Origin of the sequence: Agaribacter marinus (assembly GCF_030160655.1) — a bacterium.
In the GTDB taxonomy this organism is placed as follows: Bacteria; Pseudomonadota; Gammaproteobacteria; order Enterobacterales; family Alteromonadaceae; genus Glaciecola; species Glaciecola marina.
Window position 1 is genome coordinate 117,935 of the sequence record NZ_BSOT01000019.1, and the last position, 22,698, is coordinate 140,632.

Below are 22,698 nucleotides of genomic sequence, written 5' to 3' on the forward strand. Positions count from 1 at the left end.
GAATCGTTTATTTCAGTAGCGACTGGATAGCAGGCATTAACTGCTTCAGCGCTTTGCCACGATGGCTTTCCCTATTCTTAACTGATTTGTCTAGCTCAGCAGCCGTGCAATTGTGTTCCTGTACATAGAAAACAGGATCGTAGCCAAACCCACCTGAGCCAGAAGCCGCTTGTGTGATATTACCGTGCCACTCACCTTGACAAATGATAGGCGTAGGATCGTCTGCACTTCGCATAAATACCAGAACGCACAAAAATTTAGCCTGACGGTTGTCAATGCCATCAAGTGTCTTTAATAGTTTTGCATTATTGGCTTCGTTATCGCCATGCACGCCAGCATAGCGCGCAGAATAAATGCCGGGTGCACCGTGTAAAGCTTCAACAACTAAACCGCTATCATCTGCAATTGCTGGCATGTTTGCTAGAGAGGCTGCATGCCGCGCTTTAATTATTGCGTTCTCTACAAAGGTAGTGCCCGTTTCAGGTACATCAGGAATGTCAAAGGCAGACTGTGGCGTGACTTTGATGCCATATTCACCGAATAAGCTATTAAATTCAGCTACTTTCCCTTTGTTGCCAGAAGCGAGTACTAATTGATCAAAATTCATCACTTACGCTTGCCTTTAGTCTTTGTCTTGCGCTTTTTTTCTGCCGCAGTTTTCTTTTTCTTTGGTTTTTTTACGATAGTCGGGGCCTTATGTTTTGGCCGAAGTTCATCAATGATACGTGGTTTTAAAGGCTCGCCGGTAAAACGTGATATTTTACCTACCCACTGATAATCGTGGGCTTCTACGAGTGATATCGCAGTGCCTTTAGCGCCGCCACGTCCTGTGCGGCCAATGCGATGCAGATATACATCTGCGCCGCGTGGCATGTCATAGTTAACCACATGCGAAACGTCTTTTACGTCAATCCCTCGTGCCGCTACGTCAGTCGCCAGTAATATTTTGACCTCGCCAGATTTAAACTTTTCCATCGCAGCCATGCGTTTGTCTTGCGGCATTTCGCCTTGCAACCATACAAGCGGGAAGTCAGCCCACAATTTGTCGCGTAAAGCATGTAAGCGTTCTCTCGTTTTTACGAAAACAATGCATGACTCTATTGAATGGGTGAGTAGGTGCTTAATGATGGCATCTTTGTGACTTAAATTGTCGCACAAGTAGTACCACTGCAAAATTTTTGCTTTTTCTTTCCGTGAGGGATTAGTCGTCACTTCTTTTGGAGAGTTTAATAACTGGTCTGCAAATTTTCTTACACCAATACTTTCAAGGGTTGCCGAAAACAACATACTTTGCTTTCGCCACCTGGCTTCCGAAGCAATTTGGTTTACAATGGTTGAAAAACCCATATCAAGCATTCGATCAGCTTCATCAAGCACGAGGCTTTCGATATCACGGCAATCTAAACTTTCTTTTTCAATATGCTCGAACAAGCGACCGGGAGTGGCGACCAAGATGTCAGGCCGGGCGTCCAATGTTTGTTTGTCTGTACCATAGTTTATGCCGCCTGTAATAACACCTGAACTCAGGTGAGATTTTGCAGTAACTCGCTTACACTGTTCGTGAACTTGCAATGCAAGTTCCCTTGTTGGTACTAAAATAAGTGCTCTACACTGACTATCTCTATTTTTAGGGGTATCTAATAAAAATTGACAAAGTGGAAGTAAGTACGCGAGTGTTTTACCTGTGCCAGTGGGCGCGCAGGCCATGATATCTCGACCTTCCAATGCCTCCGGTATCACTAGGGCTTGGATACTGGTTGGATGAGTAAAACCCATGTCAGCGACGGCATGACATAGGTCGTCGTCAAGCTCTAGTTCAGGAAAGGTTAAAGTCATTTATGAGTCACTTGTTTTATGAGATCATTTAAGATCGTTAGTCGATAAGTATTATGTCGATGTCATTCAGACGAAAGCACCGCAATTGTGCGCGCAGTGTACCTTAATTTAGGATATTTTTCTCGGCTCGTTCTGATAAAAAAGTACCGATTAATGTTAAGCGCTCAGATTCTATTGCGGCTTTTATTTCTAGGCCTTTTAAACCCTTGTCAACAAAAGGTTTTGCGATGACTTGCGCGCATTTTTCATAGATAGCGTAAAAGTCCTCGGCTTGTGGATACGGTCTATTGGCAAAGTTCTTTCGGCCTAAAAAATCGGCTTCGCATACTTGTAGCAGTTGTTTAAATCTTTTGGGCTTGCGCCATGCGTCAGCACCATTTAATACATTGAGCACCTCTATTGCTTGTTTTGTATATAAGCGATGCACAACGCTATGGTGGGCACTGGTCAATAACGCGAGATCTTTACAATCGTTCGGCACAGCTAATCTTTCACTAAAGGCTTTGATTGCAGGTAAGCCTAAATCGTCATGGCCATGATGTGAGGGCCAATTGGTTGTATCAGTTAGCGCCTTCCCTAAATCATGCACGAGTGCTGCAAATCTCACGCTGAGGGCTTCAGAAAATTCTACTGCCTTTTCTAACACCATCATCGTATGTACACCAGTGTCTATTTCAGGATGCCATTGAGATGGATTTGGGATGCCCCATAATTTATCCAGTTCCTTATACCAGTATGACAGACCATCGATAGATTTTAGTATTGTAAAAAATATATGAGGGTGTTTGTCTTTTAGGCTTGAGGCTGTTTCTTGCCAAACACGCGGTGCGCTGAGGTGCTCTAACTCTCTTGAAGTGACTAATTCGCGCATCATTGATAAGGTCGTGTTGTGAATCGCAAAGCCATAATCAGCATATCGTGCAGCAAACCTTGCGGTTCTTAGTACGCGTAACGGATCCTCAGAAAATGCATCTGACACATGCCGTAAAGTTCTAGCGTTCAGATCTTCTTGGCCATTGAATGGATCAATGATGTTGCCTTTTTCGTCCATTGCCATTGCATTAATTGTAAGGTCACGACGGCGCAAGTCCTCCTCTAAAGTCACTTTTGGGGAACTATCACAAGTAAAACCTGTATAGCCTTGCCCAGATTTTCTCTCGGTGCGGGCTAGGGCATATTCTTCTTTCGTTTTGGGGTGTAAAAATACAGGAAAGTCTTTACCAACTTGGGTAAATCCATTGCTCAACATTTCTTCAGTCGTTGCGCCTACCACTACGTAGTCCCTGTCTTTTATCGCGCGACCGAGCAACTTGTCTCTGACTGCTCCACCTACTAAGTATGTTTGCATGTCGTTTTATATAAATTCTGAATAATACACAGTGTATCAAAATGCAACGCCAGTGTTGAGTTGTCTTCTGTTGACAGCGATATCAGCCATGTTACCTTAAGCCAATCAACGGAGATTACAGAAGTAAGAGTGTGTATTTAAACTACTATGGGTTGACGGATAATCCATTTTCTATCGCGCCAAACCCTGAATATTTATTCATGAGCAATCGACACCAACAAGCATTGGCGCACCTTAACTATGGTTTGCATGAATCCGGTGGTTTTGTGATGTTAACGGGCGAAGTGGGAACAGGTAAAACCACCGTGTCACGAAAACTAATGCAAGAATTGTCTGAAGATACTCAAACCGCTGTTATATTAAACCCGACACTATCAGCGCTTGAATTGCTTGCAACGGTATGTGATGAACTCGGAATTCAATATGACCAATCACATGCTTCATTAAAAGCGTTTACTGATAGAATTTTACAGCGCTTAGCCAACAACCATGAAAATGGCATTAATACGGTATTGATTATTGATGAAGCGCAGCATCTACTCCCAGAAGTATTAGAACAATTGCGTTTGCTGACAAATCTAGAGACTAACCGAGAAAAGCTACTTAAAGTCGTTTTAATTGGCCAGCCTGAACTACAACAACTATTGCGTCGTAATGAGCTTCGACAATTGGCGCAGCGTATTACTGCGCGTTATCACCTCTTACCGTTAACAAAAGAAGAGGTGGGGCAGTATGTAACACATCGTTTGTCAGTCGCAAATGGTAGGCAAAAGTTATTTAGTAAAGCGGCCATTGAGCATTTATTCTCGATTAGTGGTGGTATTCCTCGCGTAATTAATTTGTTGTGTGATAGAGGCCTAAGTTTAGGATATTCCTTACAACGGCCTTTTGTTGATCATCGTGTAATGATTTCGGCAAGTTGCCAAGTATTGGGGCATGACATCGTTACTCAACGTCAGCAAGTTGGGTGGAAAAAACACTACATTCAGGCATTTTTAGTTTGTTTGGCAATTGGCCTAGTGGTTGGAGGTTTTTATGCTTAAGCAGATGAATGTCGCCGAGTTACGCCCTGGAATGATGGTTACTCAGGTTATTGAGCAAAATGGCCCAGTAAAAATCAGACGTGTTGGTTTGGTTAAATCTGAGGCGATGATAAAAGGTTTAACCGAGATGGGAGTCAGCACGGTCGAAGTGGATCTTTCACAAAGTCTGGTTGTTGATAATGACGCTGAAGATCTTGCAATAAAAACGCAAAACCCAAAAAGTACACCAACCCGTCGGTTGATTGACAACGACCGCCAAGTTGAACAAGTTGACCGCCAACTCTCTCAACAATTCCACAATTCATTATTCATGCCTGCCATTGAAGAGATGCCGTCAGTATTTCAACTTTATGCTAAACCTATAAGTTTTGTAGCTGCTTTCGCTATACTTGGCTTTTCTCTTGGTTTTTTAGTGATGCAATCACCAAAACTAGTGAATCTGTTGCAAACCTCAAATGATCAGCTAGCTAGTGCAGGAAAAGTTGAGCAAAGTACACCGCAAAATACACCGCAAAGTACTTCCTTAAATCGCAATAGCGCCAATACAGGGCAGAGCAACAAGCTATCTACGATATCTTCAGATGACGGGCCAACGAGTGATACTGACGTTTTGCCTAACACCGAGACGACTAGTGTAAATCAATTGAGCGAAAATGATGAAACAAACCCTTTAGCGGTAAGTAGTGAAAATAATCGAGAGGAAATTGGTACTAACAATAGTAACTCCGAGACAAATGAAAATGCGGTCTCGATAGATGAACAAGCACCGGTAACATACGTAAATGGTGTCGCGCTGCAATCAGGTGAACGGGTACTTGGTTATCAAGGCGAGGAAGAAAATTCATCTGGTATTACTGTTGCAGAGGCAAATGACAATGGTGTGTTGTCAGACGTCGATAGAATAGAGATAGAAACGGGTGGCAGAGTCATCAACAATCCAAATGAAGCTTCTAACGCCGATACTTTTTCAGATTTACTGCGTCGCGTAAATGAAGCTGCCGCTGAGGTTAAAGAATCTGAACCACTACCAAATGATCCAAATTTTTTACCGAGTGATACATTTTTATCGGATGACAATCCAGCGCCAAGTAGTGCGAATCAAAATGGCCAATCAGTTACCACACCAACGCGCTATCAACGCTTAGATGAATTGCCGTTAGATATTCAAAATGTGTTGCCGTCAATGAGCTTTAGTGCACATATGTTCGCATCTGAACCTGAAGACCGTTGGGTAAGAGTAAATAGCTTGCGTAGGCAAGAAAACGAATTTATTACTGATGGTTTACGTATTTTTGAAATTCAGTCTGACAAAGTTATTCTTGAATATAGAGGCGAACGTTTTTCGATGAATGCCTTGAGTGATTGGTAAGTGGTCAATTGGTAAGTGAATAGTTGGTAAGTGATTAATTGATAAGTGATTGTCGAAAGAGACCCCCATAGATGTGTCTCTTTCGCATATCAGCATTTATTTGGGATAAAGTGCGGTACGGAAGAATTTGGGCAAATTAAGGTCGAATTCTTCGGGACGTACTGCCGTTTTTATACGTTCAGAACTTTTGTTCAAATCAATGATTTTTATTTCAGTGTGGTGTTTACCACGTATGCTATAGAATGACATCACCTTTGGTTTTAAAGGGTTTTTTCTATTTGCTTGTGCCACTATGGCTAATTTTCCACTTTGTAGATGGACAAGAGAACCGACAGGATACAAACCTATTGCTTTTATAAAGTCCTCTACTAAAGCTTTATCAAATGAGGGGTCTTCCAGCATTTCTTCTAATGTAGATTGTGAACTAGCTGATCCCTTATACGGCCGAGCGGTTATCATCGCGTCATAGGTATCTACAATTCCAGCCATTTGTGCAAATACGCTGATTTCTTGCCCTGATAAGCCTTTCAAATAGCCGCTGCCATCTATGCGCTCGTGGTGATGTTTCAGCACATCGTAGATCATATCGGGAAAGTCAGAATGCCTTTCAAGTATTTCAACACCAATATCTACATGCGTGCGCATGACCACAACATCGGCTTCACTAAATTTTTGATTGTTAGTAGCCAATTCGGGTGGCAACAATGCCATACCAATATCCATTAGCAGTCCACTAAAGGTGAGATCTTCTACTTCGCTTGCAGACAAATCTTTATATTTGCCAAATAAGCTCAACAAAATGGAGCAGTTCAAACTGTGTTGAACTAAATAGTCGTTGCTTTCTTTTAACATTACTAGGCAAGACAAGGCTTCAGGGTTATCAAACACTGAGTCAATAATATCTTGAGTCAAATCATGTAGTTTATCTAAGTCTGGGGTACTGCCACTACGCAATGATTTAACAAAATTAGATTGAATTGAGCGAGCTTGAGTATAGAGTTTATCTGCCGCGGCGAGTTGTTGTTGTTGCTCTTCAAAACTTAATATCTTAGGTTTCGATGCATTTGTTTGTTTCGGCTTTATAGACGCAGTGTCTGCATCTTGATTTTTTGTATCTACGATGTCCAAATCGTTGATGCTTTCTGATTCGCTTTTCGACAGGTCAATCTCAACAGAAATTACACCTCTGGATTGCAAATTATCAATCGTACTTTGCGACTTGATTACACCTTCGCGCTTGACGTGCAAGCGTGCTTCAGCCTCTACTACCCTTATTAGATACATACCGGTCTTTAAAGATTGTATTGAAATCGTTTGCTTCATTGTTCACTTTAGTTATCTGGTACCCACAAAGTATCTTTTGGGTAGACTGGGTTGTTGTAGCTTTTTATCGGCAACAAACAACCCAACTAAAGGAATATTTTAGTTATAACCATGCATGACGAGATTGTTCGAAAGTCGAAATATTATCTGACAACTCTAGGGTTTGCCCAATGGCATCTAAACCCTTCAATAGGTTAGTTTTATGCTGTTCAGCAATATCAAATCTTATCGTCAGTTCTGCTGCCAAAACAGTTTGATTGGGTAAGTCAATCGTTACGTTTACTTGTGGATCACTTTCTACCAGCGCAAACAAGGCATCGGTGTCTGCTTGACTCAGTGCAACAGGTAGTATTTGGTTGTTAATACAGTTACCGTAAAAAATGTCTGCAAAACTTGTGGCAACGATGGCTGTAAATCCGTAGTCCGCTAATGACCAGGGGGCATGCTCACGGCTTGAACCACAACCAAAATTTTCGCGCGTAAGTAAAATATTGGCACCTTGATATTCAGGTTTGTTCAGAGAAAATTCAGGGTTAAGTACTTGTTCTTGGGTATCAAGGTAACGCCAGTCATGGAATAAATGCTTACCATAACCAATACGAGTGACACCGGTTAAAAATTGCTTAGGTATAATTTGATCAGTATCGACGTTTGCTTGGTCTAACGGCGCGAAACGGCCACTGACAACATTAATTCCACTCATACACTTTCTCCTAACGATCTTACGTCAGTAAATTTACCCGTGATTGCCGCAGCAATAGCCATTTCAGGACTAACTAGGTGTGTTCTAGCCCCGCGACCTTGGCGACCTTCGAAATTTCTGTTACTTGTGGATGCACAACGGTCTTCAGCCTGAAGAATATCGTCATTCATTCCTAAACACATCGAACATCCAGGCAAACGCCATTCAAACCCGGCATTGATGAATATCTTATCTAAAGACTCGGCTTCAGCTTGTGCTTTTACCGATACAGAGCCTGGGACAATAATTGCGGTAACGTTCGGTTGAACTTTCCCTTTTTTGGCCACTTCAGCGGCCGCTCGTAAGTCCTCGATACGACCATTGGTGCATGAGCCAACAAATACATGAGAAACACTTACATCAGATAATTTCTGACCTGAGTTCAAACCCATATATTCTAACGCTTTTTCGGCCGATGCTTTTTCAATCGGATCGTCAAAATTCTCAGGTCCAGGTATAGGGGAATCTACGCCGATAACTTGGCCGGGATTAGTTCCCCACGTGACTTGTGGCGCAATATCATCTGCATGTAATTCTACAACTGAATCAAAGCTTGCGTCTGCATCAGAGTACAAAGACTTCCAGTATGTTACCGCAGCATCCCAGTGTGTATCATCCGGTGCATGAGTACGGCCCTTTATATATGCAATGGTCGTTGTATCAGGGGCAATAAGACCAGCTTTAGCGCCAGCTTCAATACTCATATTGCATATGGTCATGCGTTCTTCCATGCTTAGCGATTGTATTGCTTGGCCAGCATATTCAATCACGTGTCCAGTGGCACCTGCGTGGCCAATTTTACCGATAATGGCCAGAATAACGTCTTTTGCTGTTACACCTAAACCAAGCTTACCATCGACTTTTACAAGCATGCTTTTTGCACGACTTTGTTTTAAGGTCTGAGTAGCAAATACATGTTCCACTTGTGATGTACCAATGCCAAATGCCAGTGCACCAAATGCGCCATGCGTAGCTGTATGAGAGTCACCACAAACTACCGTCATACCGGGGTGGATAAGCCCTAATTCTGGCCCCATGACATGCACAATTCCTTGGTTTTTATGACCGACAGGGAAAAGTTGAATACGATGTTGAGCGCAATTTGTAGCTAGCGTATTTAGTTGCAGCGCATTTTGTGGGCCACAGGCGTCAATGGCCAAGGACTTTGTCGATATACTGTGATCCATCGTGCCAAAGGTTAAATCTGGACGACGTACCTTACGGCCTTTTTCGTTTAAACCAGCGAATGCTTGTGGAGACGTCACTTCATGGATGAGGTGGCGGTCAATATATAGCAATAGATCATCACCAACTTGGTCAACAATATGTTGTTCTAAGACTTTTTCATATAATGTTTTAGACATATTTTATGCCTCTATAATTTGTTGGACAATATAATCACCCACTTCGGAAGTAGATTTAGCGTGTTGCTTTTCATCTGCGCTCAATAGTTCGCCAGTTAAAATGCCTGCTTCTAATGTCTTTACTACTGCAGCATCAATTGTATTGGACGCCTCTTCTAATCCAAGGCTGAATCGCAACATCATTGACGCAGATAGAATTTGAGCAATGGGGTTCGCTATTCCTTGTCCCGCAATATCAGGCGCAGATCCACCTGCGGGTTCATACATACCAAATCCCTCGCCATTGATACTCGCCGATGGCAATAAGCCCATTGAGCCTGTGATCATCGCACATTCATCAGACAAGATATCGCCAAATAAGTTTGAGCAAAGTAGTACATCAAACTGCGCAGGATTCACAATCAATTGCATAGCCGCATTGTCAATGTATATGTGCTCAAGGCTTACGTCAGAATATTCGCTTGCAACATCCTCAACGACTTCACGCCACAAGCGACTGGATACAAGTACATTTGCTTTATCTACAGAGGTGACTTTGCCTTTGCGTTTTTGAGCTGCTTTAAATGCTGAATGGGCAATACGACGAATTTCCCGTTTTGAATACACCATGGTATCAAACGCTTTCTGTTCTTCGCCTTCCCCATCTAAGCCTTTTGGTTGCCCAAAATAAATGCCAGATGTCAATTCGCGAACCACCAATACATCAACATCATTTTCAGCAATATCCAACCGTAATGGAGACAAGTGGGCTAGGCCTTTATAAATTTTCGCGGGGCGCAAATTACTAAATAAGTCGAAATGGCTGCGCAGTGTTAGTAAAGCCGCTCGCTCAGGGCGTTGCTCAAGTGGCAATGCATCCCATTTTGGCCCACCAATTGAACCAAATAGTATGGCATCCGCTTCTTCACACCCTTTAAGAGTGCTTGCCGGAAGTGCTTCTCCCTGCGTATCAATTGCGTAGCCGCCAACAGCAAATTCCGTGCGTTCGAAAGATATGTTGTGCTTTTGTGCAACAGCATCTAATACTTTATTTGCCTCTTGCATTACTTCGGGGCCGATACCGTCCCCAGGTAACACAGCGATTTTATAACTCGCCACTTGTTTATACTCCTGAAACTTTGTGTTGTTTTTGCAAATCAATTTGATCTGCCAAATATGTATTGTTTAGAACAAAAATCAGTGATTTAACACCGGCTTCCACAATATCAGTAGCGAGACCAATACCGTGAAAACGACGATGCTTATATTCTGCGATAACACCGACTTGTGCCAATGCATCTGCACCTTCACCTTTTGAGTCTAATTTAAAATCGACGACGGCTAAGTCGTCGCCATCAATTGACTTACCGTTAATGGCTCGAATAATTGCGTTGAATGCGGCATCTACTGGACCATTGCCTACTGCTGATTCGGTAATTTCGTCATCACCCACGGCAAGTGTCACGGTGGCTGAGGGAATCATTTTTTGTCCACTTGTAGCGTGTAGATAACTTAGTTTATAGTAGGCATCTTCATGTTTTTGTTGATTAAAAAACAATAGTGCTTCTAAATCATAATCAAATACTTGGCCTTTTTTATCTGCCAACTTCAAAAAGGCCGTGTAAATTTCTTCTAAGTCGTATTCGTCTGCACCATAACCTAGTTCACCCAATCTATGCTTAATAACGTGGCGACCCGAGCGAGACGTAAGGTTTAAATTGTTTTTGTTAATGCCGACACTTTCAGGCGTCATGATCTCGTATGTGTTCTGACCTTTTAATACGCCATCTTGGTGTATACCAGAAGAGTGGCTGAACGCATTTGCTCCAACAATTGCTTTGTTTGCTTGTACAGGCATATTGCAAAGTTGACTGACGAGCTTTGATGACTTAGATATTTCTTGTGGATTAATGCCAGTTTGATAGCCTAGCTTACTTTCACGGGTGCGCATTGCCATAACGATTTCTTCTAATGAACAGTTACCAGCACGTTCACCAATGCCGTTGATAGTACATTCTACTTGTCTTGCGCCGTTCTCTACTGCTGCCAAGCTATTTGCTACAGCTAACCCTAAGTCATTATGGCAGTGCACAGAAATGACGGCCTTATCAATATTGGGAACTCTGTTGAATAACTGGTGAATAATACCGCCAAATTCTGAAGGTATCGTATAGCCTACAGTATCAGGAATATTGACGGTAGTTGCACCAGCATTTATTGCTGATTCGACCATACGGCAAAGATAGTCGATATGCGTTCTTCCTGCGTCTTCACAGCTAAACTCGACGTCGTCGGTGTATCTTTTTGCATGTTGAATGGCCTTGACTGCCATGTCGACGACTTCATCTTGAGACTTTCGTAGCTTAGTGCCAACGTGAATGTCAGATGTTGCGATAAATGTATGGATTCTAAATTGTTCGGCGACGCCAAGGGCTTGACCGCATGCATCAATGTCTTTTACAAGCGCTCTAGATAATCCACACACAGTAGAATTTTTGATTTCTTTAGCTATTAACTGAACTGATTCGAAATCACCTGGAGATGATACAGGAAAACCTGCTTCAATTACGTCAACACCGAGCCTTTCGAGCATGAGAGCAATCTGCAGCTTTTCGCGTACGCTTAAACTGGCGGGCAATGCTTGCTCGCCGTCTCTTAATGTAGTGTCAAAGATTATGACTCTATCACTCATTTTGCTCACCTTTTATGTTTTATTTGCTCAAAAAAAAACCCGTGCGATGCACGGGTTTTACTAAAATTTAAGTAAGCGCTACCCGTGCGATTTGTTCGCCAGACCGAGTAGAAGCAGAAGTGAAAAGTTGAAAACTATCATTTTCGTAATTTCGTTAATTTGCTATGCGCTTATGAATATGCGCACAAATGTAATCTGGTTTACCAGTCTGGTCAACACTTATCATGCATTTTTATTTAATTTCTTATGAATATTTTCTCCATGTAGCGTTTATCTGCTAAATTAGCTTTGCATTTCAACGCCAACTTCAGTAATTAAACGACGCAACCAGACATGACCTGCGTCATGGTGAAGTAATGCGCTCCAAGCCATTTTTAATGCAATGGGGGGAATGTCAAATGGCGGTTCGACAACTGCAATGGCAGGATCATCTTTAAAAATTTTTGCTGCTTTACTTGGTAACGTTGCTATATGGTTTTGAGATTTAGCGAGTTGCAGCGCCGCATGATAGTGTCTTGTGAATACACGTATATTTCGCTGCTTTCCGAGTTTTATCAATTCTGCATCAACCCAACCGAGCTTTTGTACTTCGTTTGGATCTATACCAACGCCAACACCGAAACCAGTTTTACTCACCCAAATATGTTGTCCTCGCAAATAGGCATCTAAGGTGAAATTATCTTTATCTGGGTGAGACGCCGCAACAACACATGAGAATGTGTCGTACCAAATGACTTTTTGATGGAATGATAAGGGCAATTCGTCAAAACGATTAATCGCCATATCCACTTTGCCTTGCTCAACATCATGAAACGTTACGTCGCTTGGTGTAATCAAATCGAGTGTAATACTCGGTGCAAACTCTGCTAAACGACCAATTAGCTCCAATAGTAATGTTGATTCAGCATAATCACTTGTCATAATCCTAAAAGTGCGTGTGCTAGTGGCTGGATCGAATTCTATTTCAGGTTGAATTGATGATTCTAGTTTACTTAACACGTCGCGTATAACAGGTTGTAACTCTATCGCGCGTTTGGTAGGCGTCATACCATCGCTTGTTCGCACTAACAATGGATCTTTAAACAAATCTCTTAAGCGTTTTAGCCCGTTACTCATAGCTGGTTGTGTAATACTTAGTTGGTTTGCTGCTTTTGTCACGCTGCCTTCTCGTAACAGCACGTCCAAATAAACCAGAAGATTTAAGTCAATTTTGGCGATATTCAATACGATTTCCTCAGATTGCAGCGTAGATGCGCAATGTATGTGCATAATTATATAACTATTTTGGATAATTAGTAGCAGTTTAATCAATGTCGTGAATGGGGTGTGATCTGTTTAATTTATTGATATATATTAATAAACTTATTTTTTATGGTGAACTTGAAATAAGCTATTCAATTTAAATTGAATATATCTGAGTCTTAATATAAATATGAGTTATTGATGCCATTTGTGCCAGAAAGTATAAAAATTTACTTTTACATTGAAAAATGAAATGTGTGATTTTTTTGGCAGTGTATAATCAATGCGCAAAATTGTCAGTGCGCAAAAGGCCTGTATAAATATAAGGTAAACCACTTATAGGCAATTGCATATTGTGGTTAGCTCAACATTTACTAAAGAGAGTTTTATGCAAATTATAATAAAAGGAATGTGCGCATTAAGTGTCACCTTACCGTTATTGTTAGCGGGTTGTGCATCGAATAACAGCGACGCAATAGTAAAAAAAATGGGAAATGAGCTTGAAAATACTGCAATAGAAACCGGGTTGCCAAAAAACATTATCATGGTGGTTGCAGACGGTATGGGGCCAGCTTATATACCTGCGTTTAGATATTACATGGATAACCCAGAGACGGAAGACGTTGAATCCACTGTGTTAGATGATATTTTAGTTGGAACGGCGCGTACTTATCCTGCAAAAGTGTCTGGGTTTGTTACCGACTCTGCGGCATCAGCAACAGCCTTAGCATCTGGTGTTAAGACGTATAACGGTGCGGTGGGCGTTGACGTAAACAAACAAGCTGTTGAAACGGTCATGCATAGAGCTAAACGGTATGGCATGAAAACAGGTGTAGTTGTTACATCTTCAATCATTCATGCAACGCCTGCATCTTATATGGTAGCCAATGAATATCGTAAGAATTATGACGCACTAGCAGATAGTGTATTTGATACGCGAATTGATGATAAGTTCGTTGCAGATCTAATGTTGGGTGCAGGTACGCTCAATTTTATCCGTGAAGACCGGCACATCGTAAACGAATTTATTAACGAAGGTTTTCAATACCTTGATGCGCTTGAGCAATTACCCTCTATTAGTAACAAAGCACCGGTACTCGGTTTGTTTGCAAGCTTCGAAATGCCGTGGGCGTTAGATTCGGATGATCCAACTCGATTGACGACCATGACTTCATCCGCGCTTGATTACATGACTAGCGATACCGGCTTTTTCTTGCTTGTTGAGGCAAGCCAAGTGGATTGGGCGGGACATGCGAACGATATTGCTGGTGCAATGGCTGAAATGTACGATTTCAGCAAAACAGTTGAACTGCTACGCGCGTATGTCGAAAAACATCCGGATACATTAGTGGTTATTACGGCAGATCATAGTACAGGTGGATTAACGGTAGGTGCCAGCGGTGAGTACCGATGGGATCCTATATGGTTGAAAGGCGTAAAGGCATCACCAGTTACGATTGCTTCTGGCTTAAAAACGGCGGATGACAAAACCTCATATCTTCAAACGCAATTAGGTTTTGAATTAAATAACGATGAACAAAATTTATTGTCGTTGATTACCTCAGAATCACCAGCACGTGATGTCGAAAGCATCGTTAAGCGTATCTTAGACAAGCGAAGTAACACGGGGTGGACAACTGACGGACATACTGCGGAAGATGTTTACGTGTTTGGTGTAGGCGCGCAAATTGAACGCTTTAGAGGTCAACTAAATAACATCGATATTGCGACGAAGATTTTTGAACTTTTAGATGAAAAGCATGCGCAATAGCATGCTTTTGGGGACTAGTTTATTGATGCAGGAACGTTTCTATTGGCTCACCTGTGCACTTGCCGATTTGTTTAAACAAGTAGATGAGCGCGCCAACCAATAGAATCATGCTTGGTATGACAATCACTGGATAACTTAATGCGGTCATTCTGCCTAACTCTTCTGTGTAGGCGGTTGTCCCTGGTTCTGATACCAGTATCCACTTTGCCAAAAAATAATTGAGACCAGCGGATAGGAAAAAAGAACTCGCCACAATATAGCTACTAACTGCAATTTTCTGTCCGAATTCTGCGTGTGAGTTCTTTTCTGATAAGCTAGAATTGAGCTTTTCCCAATTTACTATTTGATCGTTCAAAATCATGATTTTAACTAAGGGCTTTTTACTGAACTGAGTAAGTAAAACCGCAATGCCTAATATTGCAGGGATACTGGCTTCTTTTATCGCCATGTATTCAGCCGGCAGTTTCAACAGCGATATCCCACCAGTTAATAGCACACTGATGACGCCTAGCACCGAGAAAGCATTTATCTTTTTACTTTGTTTTAGATCATATAAACCGTAGCCTAAAGGGAAAGCGAGAGCGGCAACAACACTCCACATTGGGCCAAGGTATTCATCACTGGCTAAATAGCTCATGATGAGGACAGGAACGGCAATATTGAAAATTAAGTTGCCGAAGAAGCCTTGTTGTTGCGCTGGTTTCTTTGATGATTGGTCTATTTCTGTACTACTCATTTAATAAAACTGTATCCGTAAAAGTAGATGACGAGTGTACGCGAATTTCGATACCAGTCCATAGGCTAAATTTATAGATAGGTATACTTATTTGTAAACAATAATGTTTTTCTTACTTCACTAATGCTTAGCAATCGATGTCCAATCAATGTTATTAATTCGTTTGTCGGCGATATAAAAAATTTTGTCCCTACCTTTTAGGGTTGAACTGATAGGGGGGTTTACAGCAATTTTTTGTTTGTTTTCCTCTGCAGCGAAACCAATGAAAGTGGCGTCATACGTTTTCTTTAGGACATCAAACAGTATACCTGCCGTTATGGCAGTCACTTCAGATGGGATAGTTGCTGAAAATTGTGCTTGGCCTTCATAAACATCCAATAAGTCATGATGAAGTAGGCTTGAGCCCGGGTCAAACGCAGATTTAGCCAACATTTCTACCGCAACACTTGGCGTACATTCAATTTCTGGACAGTGTTGCTTTAAAAGCCCGACAAGACTTTCGTCATCAAAATACGAGACTTTATGTGCTTCTGGATTTCGTTTAGAACAATAAAGTGACGTTGTCATGGTCATATCGTCATGAGGGTTATCGATAATGATGACTGATGCACTGTCCACACACGCTCTATCCATGTCGGCATCTTGGTTAAAAGAATCTACCTTAACGAACGATATTTCACCTGGCATGGGGTTTTCTATGTCGGCTCGCACACACAGCACAATGTCAGGTGTGCCTGGTACATCCTCACGTTCAATGAGTAACAATTTTAGAAGTTGCTCTGTGCGTTTACCATTCCAACCAATTAATAAAACGTGATTACTAACATTCAAAGAGTGCATACCTCGTGCTCCTTTTTTCCATTGTTGACTCAACCAACTTGCTACTCGCCCAACGACTAAAGCGAATATACTCAAGCCGGCAGGAATGACATATAGCGATACTATCCATTTTCCGGCATCTGTAGTAGGGGACATATCGCCATAGCCTACCGTTGAGCCTGTCACTATTAACCAGTAGAAAAAATCCGCGAATCCAAGAAGGGCAGATTCACCTGCTACAAACAGCAAACTCCATGTGCTAACTGAATACACTGCAAGCATCATTAAGAGGGTGTACCACTTAAGTTGCGTGAAGTATCTCAGCATTATTTTTTTAACGTTAGGCCAAAGCAGCATTGCATACATGATTGTTATTTTTGATATCTACAAATCATACCGATGATTGTAAAAATGTAAATAACTGAAATACGGTATAAAAAGCCCGACAAAACTGCCGGGCAAAGGGACAACACAAGGAATGAAAATAAGAAATAGTGAAATGGGAGAGGTCAAAATTTCTAATCATCATCATAGTGAAGTTCTGTATAATGGTCAGCAAATACTGGGTATCGGCAAATGTTGTTACGTATTTTTTATGATACCTGTTTGAATTTAATTTTATTGATTGAGCTTACATGAAAGTCACTGATTTTGATTTTGATTTACCCGAAACTCTCATCGCAAAATACCCAGCAAATACACGTACGGCCTCTAGAATGTTGCACCTCGATGGTAAGTCTGGCACTACAGTAGATAGGCAATTTACAGATATCCTTGAATTAATTGAGCCAGGTGACTTACTTGTTTTTAATAATACTCGGGTGATACCTGCGCGTTTATTTGGACAAAAAGAAACGGGGGGAAAGGTAGAGGTTATGCTGGAACGGGTGTTGAGTGACAACACCGTATTGGCGCATATAAAGGCCAGTAAATCGCCAAAGGCAGGTAGTTTAATTACGCTTGAAGGTGGTTTAGTCGCCAAAATGCTTGCGCGACAAGGTGAGTTATTTCATTTGGCTTTTGAAGCCGACGAAAATATTTTTGACTTACTCGAAAAATATGGACATATGCCGCTCCCTCCCTACATTGATAGGCCTGATGAAGATGGAGACAAAGAGCGTTACCAAACGGTTTACAATAAAAAACCTGGAGCAGTAGCGGCCCCAACGGCGGGTTTGCATTTTGACGACGAAATATTAAATGCCCTCAAAGAAAAAGGCGTGAATATCGCTTTTGTTACCTTACATGTTGGTGCGGGCACTTTTCAGCCTGTTCGAGTCGATAACATTGAAGAACATCATATGCATTCAGAATATGCCGAAGTGACTCAAGACGTCGTTGAACTGGTTAAACTGACCAAGCGAAATAACAAACGCGTAATTGCCGTAGGTACAACGTCTGTTCGTTCAATAGAATCAGCCGCGCGTGCTAGTGACGAACTAATTTCCAAGTTTCTATCAGATACCAGTATTTTTATTTATCCAGGTTTCAACTTCAAAGTCATTGACGCAATGTTGACGAATTTCCACTTGCCACAGTCAACGCTTATTATGTTGATAAGTGCCTTTGCCGGGCGCGACAATGTGCTGTCTGCATATAAACACGCGATTGCACAAGAATATCGATTTTTTAGCTATGGTGATGCCATGTTCATCAATAAAGCGTGAAGATGTATTGTTAAAAAGAAGATCTAGTTAATAAATAATAGTCTGCCAGTGCCATATCAGTATTAGGTTTGGTATACTTTCGCGCTATTTTGAAATGAACATTTTTGCTGCGCGTTTATTATTGTTGTATTGCGCAGTAGTGAAATACACATACTGAAGAGTTTTCAATGAAGTTTAATTTACTTAATACCGATGGCTTCGCTCGCAGAGGGCAGTTAGTGTTTGAGCGAGGCGTGGTAGAGACACCCGCATTCATGCCCGTTGGTACTTATGGTACGGTAAAAGGTATGACGCCCGAGGAGCTTGATGAAACGGGCGCTCATATTTGTTTAGGCAATACCTTTCATTTAATGCTTCGCCCCGGTACTGAAATTATTCAAGCGCACGGTGATCTGCATGATTTTATGCATTGGGATAAGCCAATCCTTACGGACTCTGGTGGTTTTCAGGTCTTTTCCTTAGGTGATTTGCGTAAAATCAGTGAAGAAGGTGTTACTTTTCGTTCACCCATTAATGGTGAAAAGATTTTGTTAACACCAGAAAGGTCAATGGAAGTGCAACGCGATTTGGGTTCAGACATTGTCATGATCTTTGATGAATGTACGCCTTTTCCTGCGACAAAAGATGAAGCAAGAGTATCAATGCAACTATCGCTCCGTTGGGCTAAGCGCAGTAAAGAAGCACATAGTGGCAATGCATCTGCCCTGTTTGGAATTATTCAAGGCGGAATGTATGAAGACTTGCGTGATGAGTCTTTGGCTGGTTTAGAAAATATTGATTTTGACGGGTATGCGATTGGTGGTCTTTCAGTTGGCGAACCGAAAGAAGATATGATGCGCATTGTGAAATACACCGCGCCAAAAATAAACCCTGACAAACCTCGCTATTTAATGGGTGTAGGAAAACCTGAAGACATTGTTGAGTCGGTCAGGCGTGGGATTGATATGTTTGACTGCGTAATGCCTACACGAAACGCACGAAACGGACATTTATTTGTCACCGAGGGTGTCATTAAAATTCGTAATGCTAGGCATAAGAGAGATACCTCGCCATTAGATGAAAATTGTGATTGTTACACTTGTAAAAACTATTCTCGGTCATATTTACATCACTTAGACAAGTGTAACGAGATACTCGGCGCGCGTTTAAATACTATCCATAATTTACGGTACTATCAAATTGTTATGGAAGGTTTAAGAGACGCGATTGAACAAAATCGCTTAGACGATTTTGTTGCTGATTTTTACGCTAAAAAAGGGCTTCCAGTCCCTGAGTTAGATTAGCTAACAGATAATAGTAGTTTAGATAAAATAATTAATAAAAGGACATTCGTATGAGTTTTTTCATTTCTTCTGCACATGCACAAGAGGCTGGCGCGGCTTCGTCTGGCTTTGGCTTTGAACCATTAATCATGTTGGCCGTTTTCGGTTTGATTTTTTACTTCTTACTTTATAGACCACAAGCCAAACGTGTGAAAGAGCATAAAGGCATGGTGTCTGCGCTGAGCAAAGGTGACGAGGTGCTTACTCAGGGAGGCTTGGTTGGCAAAATAACGAAAGTGGCTGACGACAAAGATTTTCTTGAAATTATGTTGAATGAAAATAACAACATTATGGTTCAGAAATCAGCGATCAGTGCTGTATTGCCAAAAGGCACAATGAAATCGATTTAAATGTGAAACGTGAGCTGCAGTTATTTGCATTCTTACGTATATAGGAAAGTATTGTGTTAAATAAAACGCCCCTTTGGAAATACTTCACAGTAATCGGCATGATTTTATTATGTGGATTATATGCTTTGCCTAATTTGTATGGTGAAGACTTTGCCATACAAATTTCGTCAAGCCGCGATACTACCGTTTCTGCAGAAATGGTGGCAGATATTACTTCGCATCTCGAGTCTGCAAATATTTCATTTAGGAGAATTGAGTTTAAAGATGAACGCATTCTTGTTCGTGTAAACGATTCAGATACACAACTAATTGCTAGGCGATCATTGGATGATGTATATGGCGATGACTACTTTGTTGCGATGAACTTAGCTCCAGATACTCCAGAGTGGCTGGCCAATCTAGGCGCAACGCCAATGAAGTTGGGTCTGGATTTGCGCGGTGGCGTGCACTTCTTGATGGAAGTTGACATGAAAACAGCCATCGAAAAATCGCTCGATGGCGCTAAATCAGACTTAGAAAATAGACTGCGTGAAGAAAAGCTTAGATACCGTGGTATTCGAGTGGTGGGCGATGATTTAGAAATTACCTTTCGTGCTGCAGATGTGCTCGAAAGTGCCCAGTTTTATCTTCGAAACAATTATGGTGAAATGGCGTTTACTGAAAAAGACGACTTAACCTTACGTGCCAGTTACACACCGCAACGCTTAAGTGAACTTCGCGATTATGCGGTAAAGCAGAATATCACCATTATTCGAAATCGCGTTAACCAATTAGGTGTTGCCGAACCGCTTGTTCAGAAACAAGGACAAGAACGCATTGTGGTTCAGCTTCCTGGTATACAGGACACCGCAAAGGCAAAAGAAATCCTAAACGCAACAGCGACCCTAGAATTTAGACTTGTCGATTTAGACGGCGATTTAGCAAGTGCTGTTCGAGGTAGGGTGCCTCCTCGTTCTAAACTATTATATACCCGTGATGGTCGTCCGCAATTGCTGAAAAAAGATATTATGCTTGAAGGAAGTCACATTGTTGACGCTAACAGCAGTATGGACGAGAACGGATTTCCTCAGGTAAACATTGATTTGGATGGGAAGGGCGGCAGCCTGATGTCTAAAGGCACAAAAGACAATGTTGGAAAACCCATGGCTACCGTTTTCATTGAATATGAAGCGACGGATAAAGAAGATACTGAAGGCAATACGATTTTTGAGAAAAAAGAAGAGATTATTAATGTTGCCACTATTCAAGCACAGTTAGGTAGTTCCTTTAGAATTACTGGAATTGACAGTGTGACAGAAGCGCGTGATTTATCTTTGCTGCTAAGAGCGGGTGCGTTAATTGCGCCTATTCAAATTGTTGAAGAACGTACCGTAGGTCCTAGTCTAGGTAAAGAAAATATAGAGTTAGGTCAAACGGCGATACTATACGGCCTAATCGCAGTATTGATTTTTATGTTGATTTACTACCGCGCGTTTGGCGTTGTTGCCAATATTGCGTTGATGATTAACGTAATTATGATTGTTGGAATAATGTCTATGATGCCTGGCGCTGCGCTGTCTTTACCGGGTATGGCTGGTATTGTCCTGACAGTCGGTATGGCAGTCGATGCAAATGTACTAATCTTTGAGAGAATACGTGAAGAGTTGCGTGAAGGGCGGAGTCCGCAGCAAGCAATTCATCATGGTTACGATAATGCCTTTTCTACGATTTTAGACGCTAATATTACCACTTTTATTGCCGGTTTAATTTTGTTTGCAATTGGTACTGGTCCAATAAAAGGTTTCTCAATTACCTTGATGATTGGGATTATTACGTCAATGTTTACTGCGATATTGGTGACTAGAGTATTGGTGAATGCCGTTTGGGGTGGTCGCCGAGTTGAAAAACTGGCGATATAGGAGACTAAGATTATGGCATTTCAAATATTAAAGTTAAAAGATACCGTGAGTTTTATGAAGTTGCGTATACCAGCTTTGTTTCTCTCTACTTTTTTGATTCTTGGATCAATTACCTCTTTAGCGGTAAACCAGCTGAATTGGGGCTTGGATTTTACTGGAGGCACGGTAATTCAAATGAATTACCCCCAAGGTGCTGACTTAGAAAAGGTTCGCTTAGAACTAAGCGAAGCGGGTTTCGAAAATGCAGTAGTACAAAATTTCGGTAGTAGCCAAGAAGTGTTGATTCGAGTCGCCCCTCGTGAGGACTTAGCACAAGAAAAGATTGGCGATATGGTTGTTGAAGCACTCCAAGCTAAGAGCGCTGACGCCGAGAAGCAGCGGATAGAGTTTGTTGGGCCCAATGTCGGTGAGGAGCTCACTGAGCAAGGCGGCTTAGCGATGTTAGTGGCACTTATTTGTATTCTAATATATGTTGCTATGCGGTTTGAATGGCGTTTTGCGCTTGGTTCAGTTGCTGCCTTAGCTCACGATGTTTTAATTACACTTGGTTTGTTTTCTGTATTGCAATTGGAATTTGACTTAACAGTACTTGCGGCACTTTTAGCGGTAATTGGGTACTCCCTAAATGACACGATTGTTGTATCTGACCGTATTCGTGAGAACTTTCGTAAAGTACGAAAGGGTACGCCTGAAGAAATCATCAATATTTCACTTACGCAAACTTTAAACCGAACGATTGTCACGTCCTTAACAACAATTCTAGTATTGTTAGCCTTGTTCTTTAAAGGTGGTGCATTGATTCATGGTTTCGCGACTGCATTACTTATGGGCGTATTCATTGGTACTTATTCATCTGTATATATTGCAAGCGCAGTAGCATTGGCATTAGGTATCAGCAAAGAAGACTTGATGCCAACCGAAGTCGAAAAAGAAGGTGAAGATTTAGAACCACTCTAGACTCATAGAGTTATTTAGCAACAAACACGGGATCGTTAAGATCCCGTTTTTTTTAGCAAGTTCGAATGTTTGTATCATAGCCACTGTGTATCGTTGTCCAACGTGCACTTCAAAAAAACAGCCCTCATTAATCACACCCTAAACAGACTAATTTGGTTTGCTTGCAACTTTTTCAATTTCGACGCGTAAGGTTTAAATGTAAGCATCGGTCGCTGAAAATCAAAGAATGCTGCAGACGTT

Annotated in this window: 19 protein-coding genes; 8 read left to right on the plus strand and 11 right to left on the minus strand. The window is 41.6% G+C overall.

The features are described 5' to 3' along the window. Positions 1-7: 7 nt before the first annotated feature. From rdgB to QQK00_RS19330, 3 genes are all read right to left on the minus strand, one after another. Positions 8-607: an RdgB/HAM1 family non-canonical purine NTP pyrophosphatase gene (gene rdgB / locus QQK00_RS19320; RefSeq protein WP_284219336.1), complete on the minus strand. Its 600-nt coding sequence runs from the start codon at positions 605-607 to the stop codon at positions 8-10. Further along, complete coding sequence (gene srmB, locus QQK00_RS19325; RefSeq protein ID WP_284219337.1) at positions 607-1,836, minus strand: ATP-dependent RNA helicase SrmB; 1,230 nt, start codon at positions 1,834-1,836, stop codon at positions 607-609. Before srmB ends, rdgB begins: the two co-directional genes overlap by 1 nt. Positions 1,837-1,939: 103 nt before the next feature. Further along, positions 1,940-3,184: a multifunctional CCA addition/repair protein gene (locus QQK00_RS19330; protein WP_284219338.1), complete on the minus strand. Its 1,245-nt coding sequence runs from the start codon at positions 3,182-3,184 to the stop codon at positions 1,940-1,942. Positions 3,185-3,315: 131 nt separating this feature from the next. On the opposite strand from QQK00_RS19330, the gene QQK00_RS19335 reads away from it, so the two are divergent. Then, complete coding sequence (locus QQK00_RS19335; protein WP_284219340.1) at positions 3,316-4,227, plus strand: ExeA family protein; 912 nt, start codon at positions 3,316-3,318, stop codon at positions 4,225-4,227. Then, the gene (locus tag QQK00_RS19340) at positions 4,220-5,596 is read left to right on the plus strand and encodes a general secretion pathway protein GspB (protein ID WP_284219341.1); all 1,377 of its coding nucleotides are present in this window, start codon (positions 4,220-4,222) and stop codon (positions 5,594-5,596) included. The genes QQK00_RS19335 and QQK00_RS19340 overlap by 8 nt, the downstream gene beginning before the upstream one ends. A 96-nt stretch (positions 5,597-5,692) precedes the next feature. Here the strand turns inward: QQK00_RS19340 and QQK00_RS19345 are convergent, their stop codons facing one another. From QQK00_RS19345 to QQK00_RS19370, 6 genes are all read right to left on the minus strand, one after another. Further along, positions 5,693-6,919 (minus strand): cyclic di-GMP phosphodiesterase, encoded by a 1,227-nt coding sequence (locus QQK00_RS19345; protein ID WP_284219342.1) that lies wholly within the window; start codon positions 6,917-6,919, stop codon positions 5,693-5,695. 103 nt (positions 6,920-7,022) lie between these two features. Continuing rightward, a complete protein-coding gene (gene leuD, locus QQK00_RS19350) occupies positions 7,023-7,622 on the minus strand; it encodes a 3-isopropylmalate dehydratase small subunit (RefSeq protein WP_284219343.1) in 600 nt (199 codons plus the stop codon). Next, the gene (leuC, locus tag QQK00_RS19355) at positions 7,619-9,025 is read right to left on the minus strand and encodes a 3-isopropylmalate dehydratase large subunit (protein WP_284219344.1); all 1,407 of its coding nucleotides are present in this window, start codon (positions 9,023-9,025) and stop codon (positions 7,619-7,621) included. Before leuC ends, leuD begins: the two co-directional genes overlap by 4 nt. A gap of 3 nt (positions 9,026-9,028) precedes the next feature. Next, positions 9,029-10,123: a 3-isopropylmalate dehydrogenase gene (gene leuB / locus QQK00_RS19360; protein ID WP_284219345.1), complete on the minus strand. Its 1,095-nt coding sequence runs from the start codon at positions 10,121-10,123 to the stop codon at positions 9,029-9,031. A gap of 4 nt (positions 10,124-10,127) precedes the next feature. After that, positions 10,128-11,696 (minus strand): 2-isopropylmalate synthase, encoded by a 1,569-nt coding sequence (leuA, locus tag QQK00_RS19365; protein WP_284219346.1) that lies wholly within the window; start codon positions 11,694-11,696, stop codon positions 10,128-10,130. Positions 11,697-11,978: 282 nt separating this feature from the next. Next, entirely contained in the window at positions 11,979-12,920 is a 942-nt protein-coding gene (locus QQK00_RS19370; protein WP_284219347.1) for a LysR family transcriptional regulator, read from the minus strand. Positions 12,921-13,326: 406 nt separating this feature from the next. On the opposite strand from QQK00_RS19370, the gene QQK00_RS19375 reads away from it, so the two are divergent. Continuing rightward, a complete protein-coding gene (locus QQK00_RS19375) occupies positions 13,327-14,709 on the plus strand; it encodes an alkaline phosphatase (RefSeq protein WP_284219349.1) in 1,383 nt (460 codons plus the stop codon). Between the two features lie 19 nt (positions 14,710-14,728). Here QQK00_RS19375 and QQK00_RS19380 read toward each other — a convergent pair whose 3' ends face one another. Together QQK00_RS19380 and QQK00_RS19385 are read right to left on the minus strand one after the other, a co-directional pair. Continuing rightward, on the minus strand, positions 14,729-15,445 hold the full coding sequence (locus tag QQK00_RS19380; protein ID WP_284219350.1) for a VC0807 family protein: 717 nt from the start codon (positions 15,443-15,445) through the stop codon (positions 14,729-14,731). Between the two features lie 120 nt (positions 15,446-15,565). After that, positions 15,566-16,621: a potassium channel family protein gene (locus tag QQK00_RS19385; protein WP_284219351.1), complete on the minus strand. Its 1,056-nt coding sequence runs from the start codon at positions 16,619-16,621 to the stop codon at positions 15,566-15,568. 278 nt (positions 16,622-16,899) lie between these two features. Here QQK00_RS19385 and queA point away from each other — a divergent pair, with 278 nt between their 5' ends. From queA to secF, 5 genes are all read left to right on the plus strand, one after another. Next, positions 16,900-17,931: a tRNA preQ1(34) S-adenosylmethionine ribosyltransferase-isomerase QueA gene (gene queA, locus QQK00_RS19390; protein ID WP_284219352.1), complete on the plus strand. Its 1,032-nt coding sequence runs from the start codon at positions 16,900-16,902 to the stop codon at positions 17,929-17,931. Between the two features lie 167 nt (positions 17,932-18,098). Further along, positions 18,099-19,214, plus strand: coding sequence for a tRNA guanosine(34) transglycosylase Tgt (gene tgt / locus QQK00_RS19395; protein ID WP_284219353.1), 1,116 nt, complete (start codon positions 18,099-18,101; stop codon positions 19,212-19,214). Between the two features lie 50 nt (positions 19,215-19,264). After that, positions 19,265-19,603, plus strand: a complete 339-nt coding sequence (yajC, locus tag QQK00_RS19400) for a preprotein translocase subunit YajC (RefSeq protein ID WP_284219354.1) — start codon at positions 19,265-19,267, stop codon at positions 19,601-19,603. 53 nt (positions 19,604-19,656) lie between these two features. Continuing rightward, positions 19,657-21,501, plus strand: coding sequence for a protein translocase subunit SecD (gene secD / locus QQK00_RS19405; protein WP_284219355.1), 1,845 nt, complete (start codon positions 19,657-19,659; stop codon positions 21,499-21,501). Between the two features lie 12 nt (positions 21,502-21,513). Further along, positions 21,514-22,458 (plus strand): protein translocase subunit SecF, encoded by a 945-nt coding sequence (secF, locus tag QQK00_RS19410; RefSeq protein WP_284219356.1) that lies wholly within the window; start codon positions 21,514-21,516, stop codon positions 22,456-22,458. Positions 22,459-22,698: the final 240 nt, after the last annotated feature.

What these genes read in the sequence shown, in the direction of transcription:
- rdgB (WP_284219336.1), bottom strand. Translation starts at nt 607, where the DNA reads ATGAATTTTGATCAATTAGTACTCGCTTCTGGCAACAAAGGGAAAGTA.
- srmB (WP_284219337.1), bottom strand. Translation starts at nt 1,836, where the DNA reads ATGACTTTAACCTTTCCTGAACTAGAGCTTGACGACGACCTATGTCAT.
- QQK00_RS19330 (WP_284219338.1), bottom strand. Translation starts at nt 3,184, where the DNA reads ATGCAAACATACTTAGTAGGTGGAGCAGTCAGAGACAAGTTGCTCGGT.
- QQK00_RS19340 (WP_284219341.1), top strand. Translation starts at nt 4,220, where the DNA reads ATGCTTAAGCAGATGAATGTCGCCGAGTTACGCCCTGGAATGATGGTT.
- QQK00_RS19345 (WP_284219342.1), bottom strand. Translation starts at nt 6,919, where the DNA reads ATGAAGCAAACGATTTCAATACAATCTTTAAAGACCGGTATGTATCTA.
- leuD (WP_284219343.1), bottom strand. Translation starts at nt 7,622, where the DNA reads ATGAGTGGAATTAATGTTGTCAGTGGCCGTTTCGCGCCGTTAGACCAA.
- leuC (WP_284219344.1), bottom strand. Translation starts at nt 9,025, where the DNA reads ATGTCTAAAACATTATATGAAAAAGTCTTAGAACAACATATTGTTGAC.
- leuA (WP_284219346.1), bottom strand. Translation starts at nt 11,696, where the DNA reads ATGAGTGATAGAGTCATAATCTTTGACACTACATTAAGAGACGGCGAG.
- QQK00_RS19375 (WP_284219349.1), top strand. Translation starts at nt 13,327, where the DNA reads ATGCAAATTATAATAAAAGGAATGTGCGCATTAAGTGTCACCTTACCG.
- QQK00_RS19380 (WP_284219350.1), bottom strand. Translation starts at nt 15,445, where the DNA reads ATGAGTAGTACAGAAATAGACCAATCATCAAAGAAACCAGCGCAACAA.
- QQK00_RS19385 (WP_284219351.1), bottom strand. Translation starts at nt 16,621, where the DNA reads ATGCTGCTTTGGCCTAACGTTAAAAAAATAATGCTGAGATACTTCACG.
- queA (WP_284219352.1), top strand. Translation starts at nt 16,900, where the DNA reads ATGAAAGTCACTGATTTTGATTTTGATTTACCCGAAACTCTCATCGCA.
- tgt (WP_284219353.1), top strand. Translation starts at nt 18,099, where the DNA reads ATGAAGTTTAATTTACTTAATACCGATGGCTTCGCTCGCAGAGGGCAG.
- yajC (WP_284219354.1), top strand. Translation starts at nt 19,265, where the DNA reads ATGAGTTTTTTCATTTCTTCTGCACATGCACAAGAGGCTGGCGCGGCT.
- secF (WP_284219356.1), top strand. Translation starts at nt 21,514, where the DNA reads ATGGCATTTCAAATATTAAAGTTAAAAGATACCGTGAGTTTTATGAAG.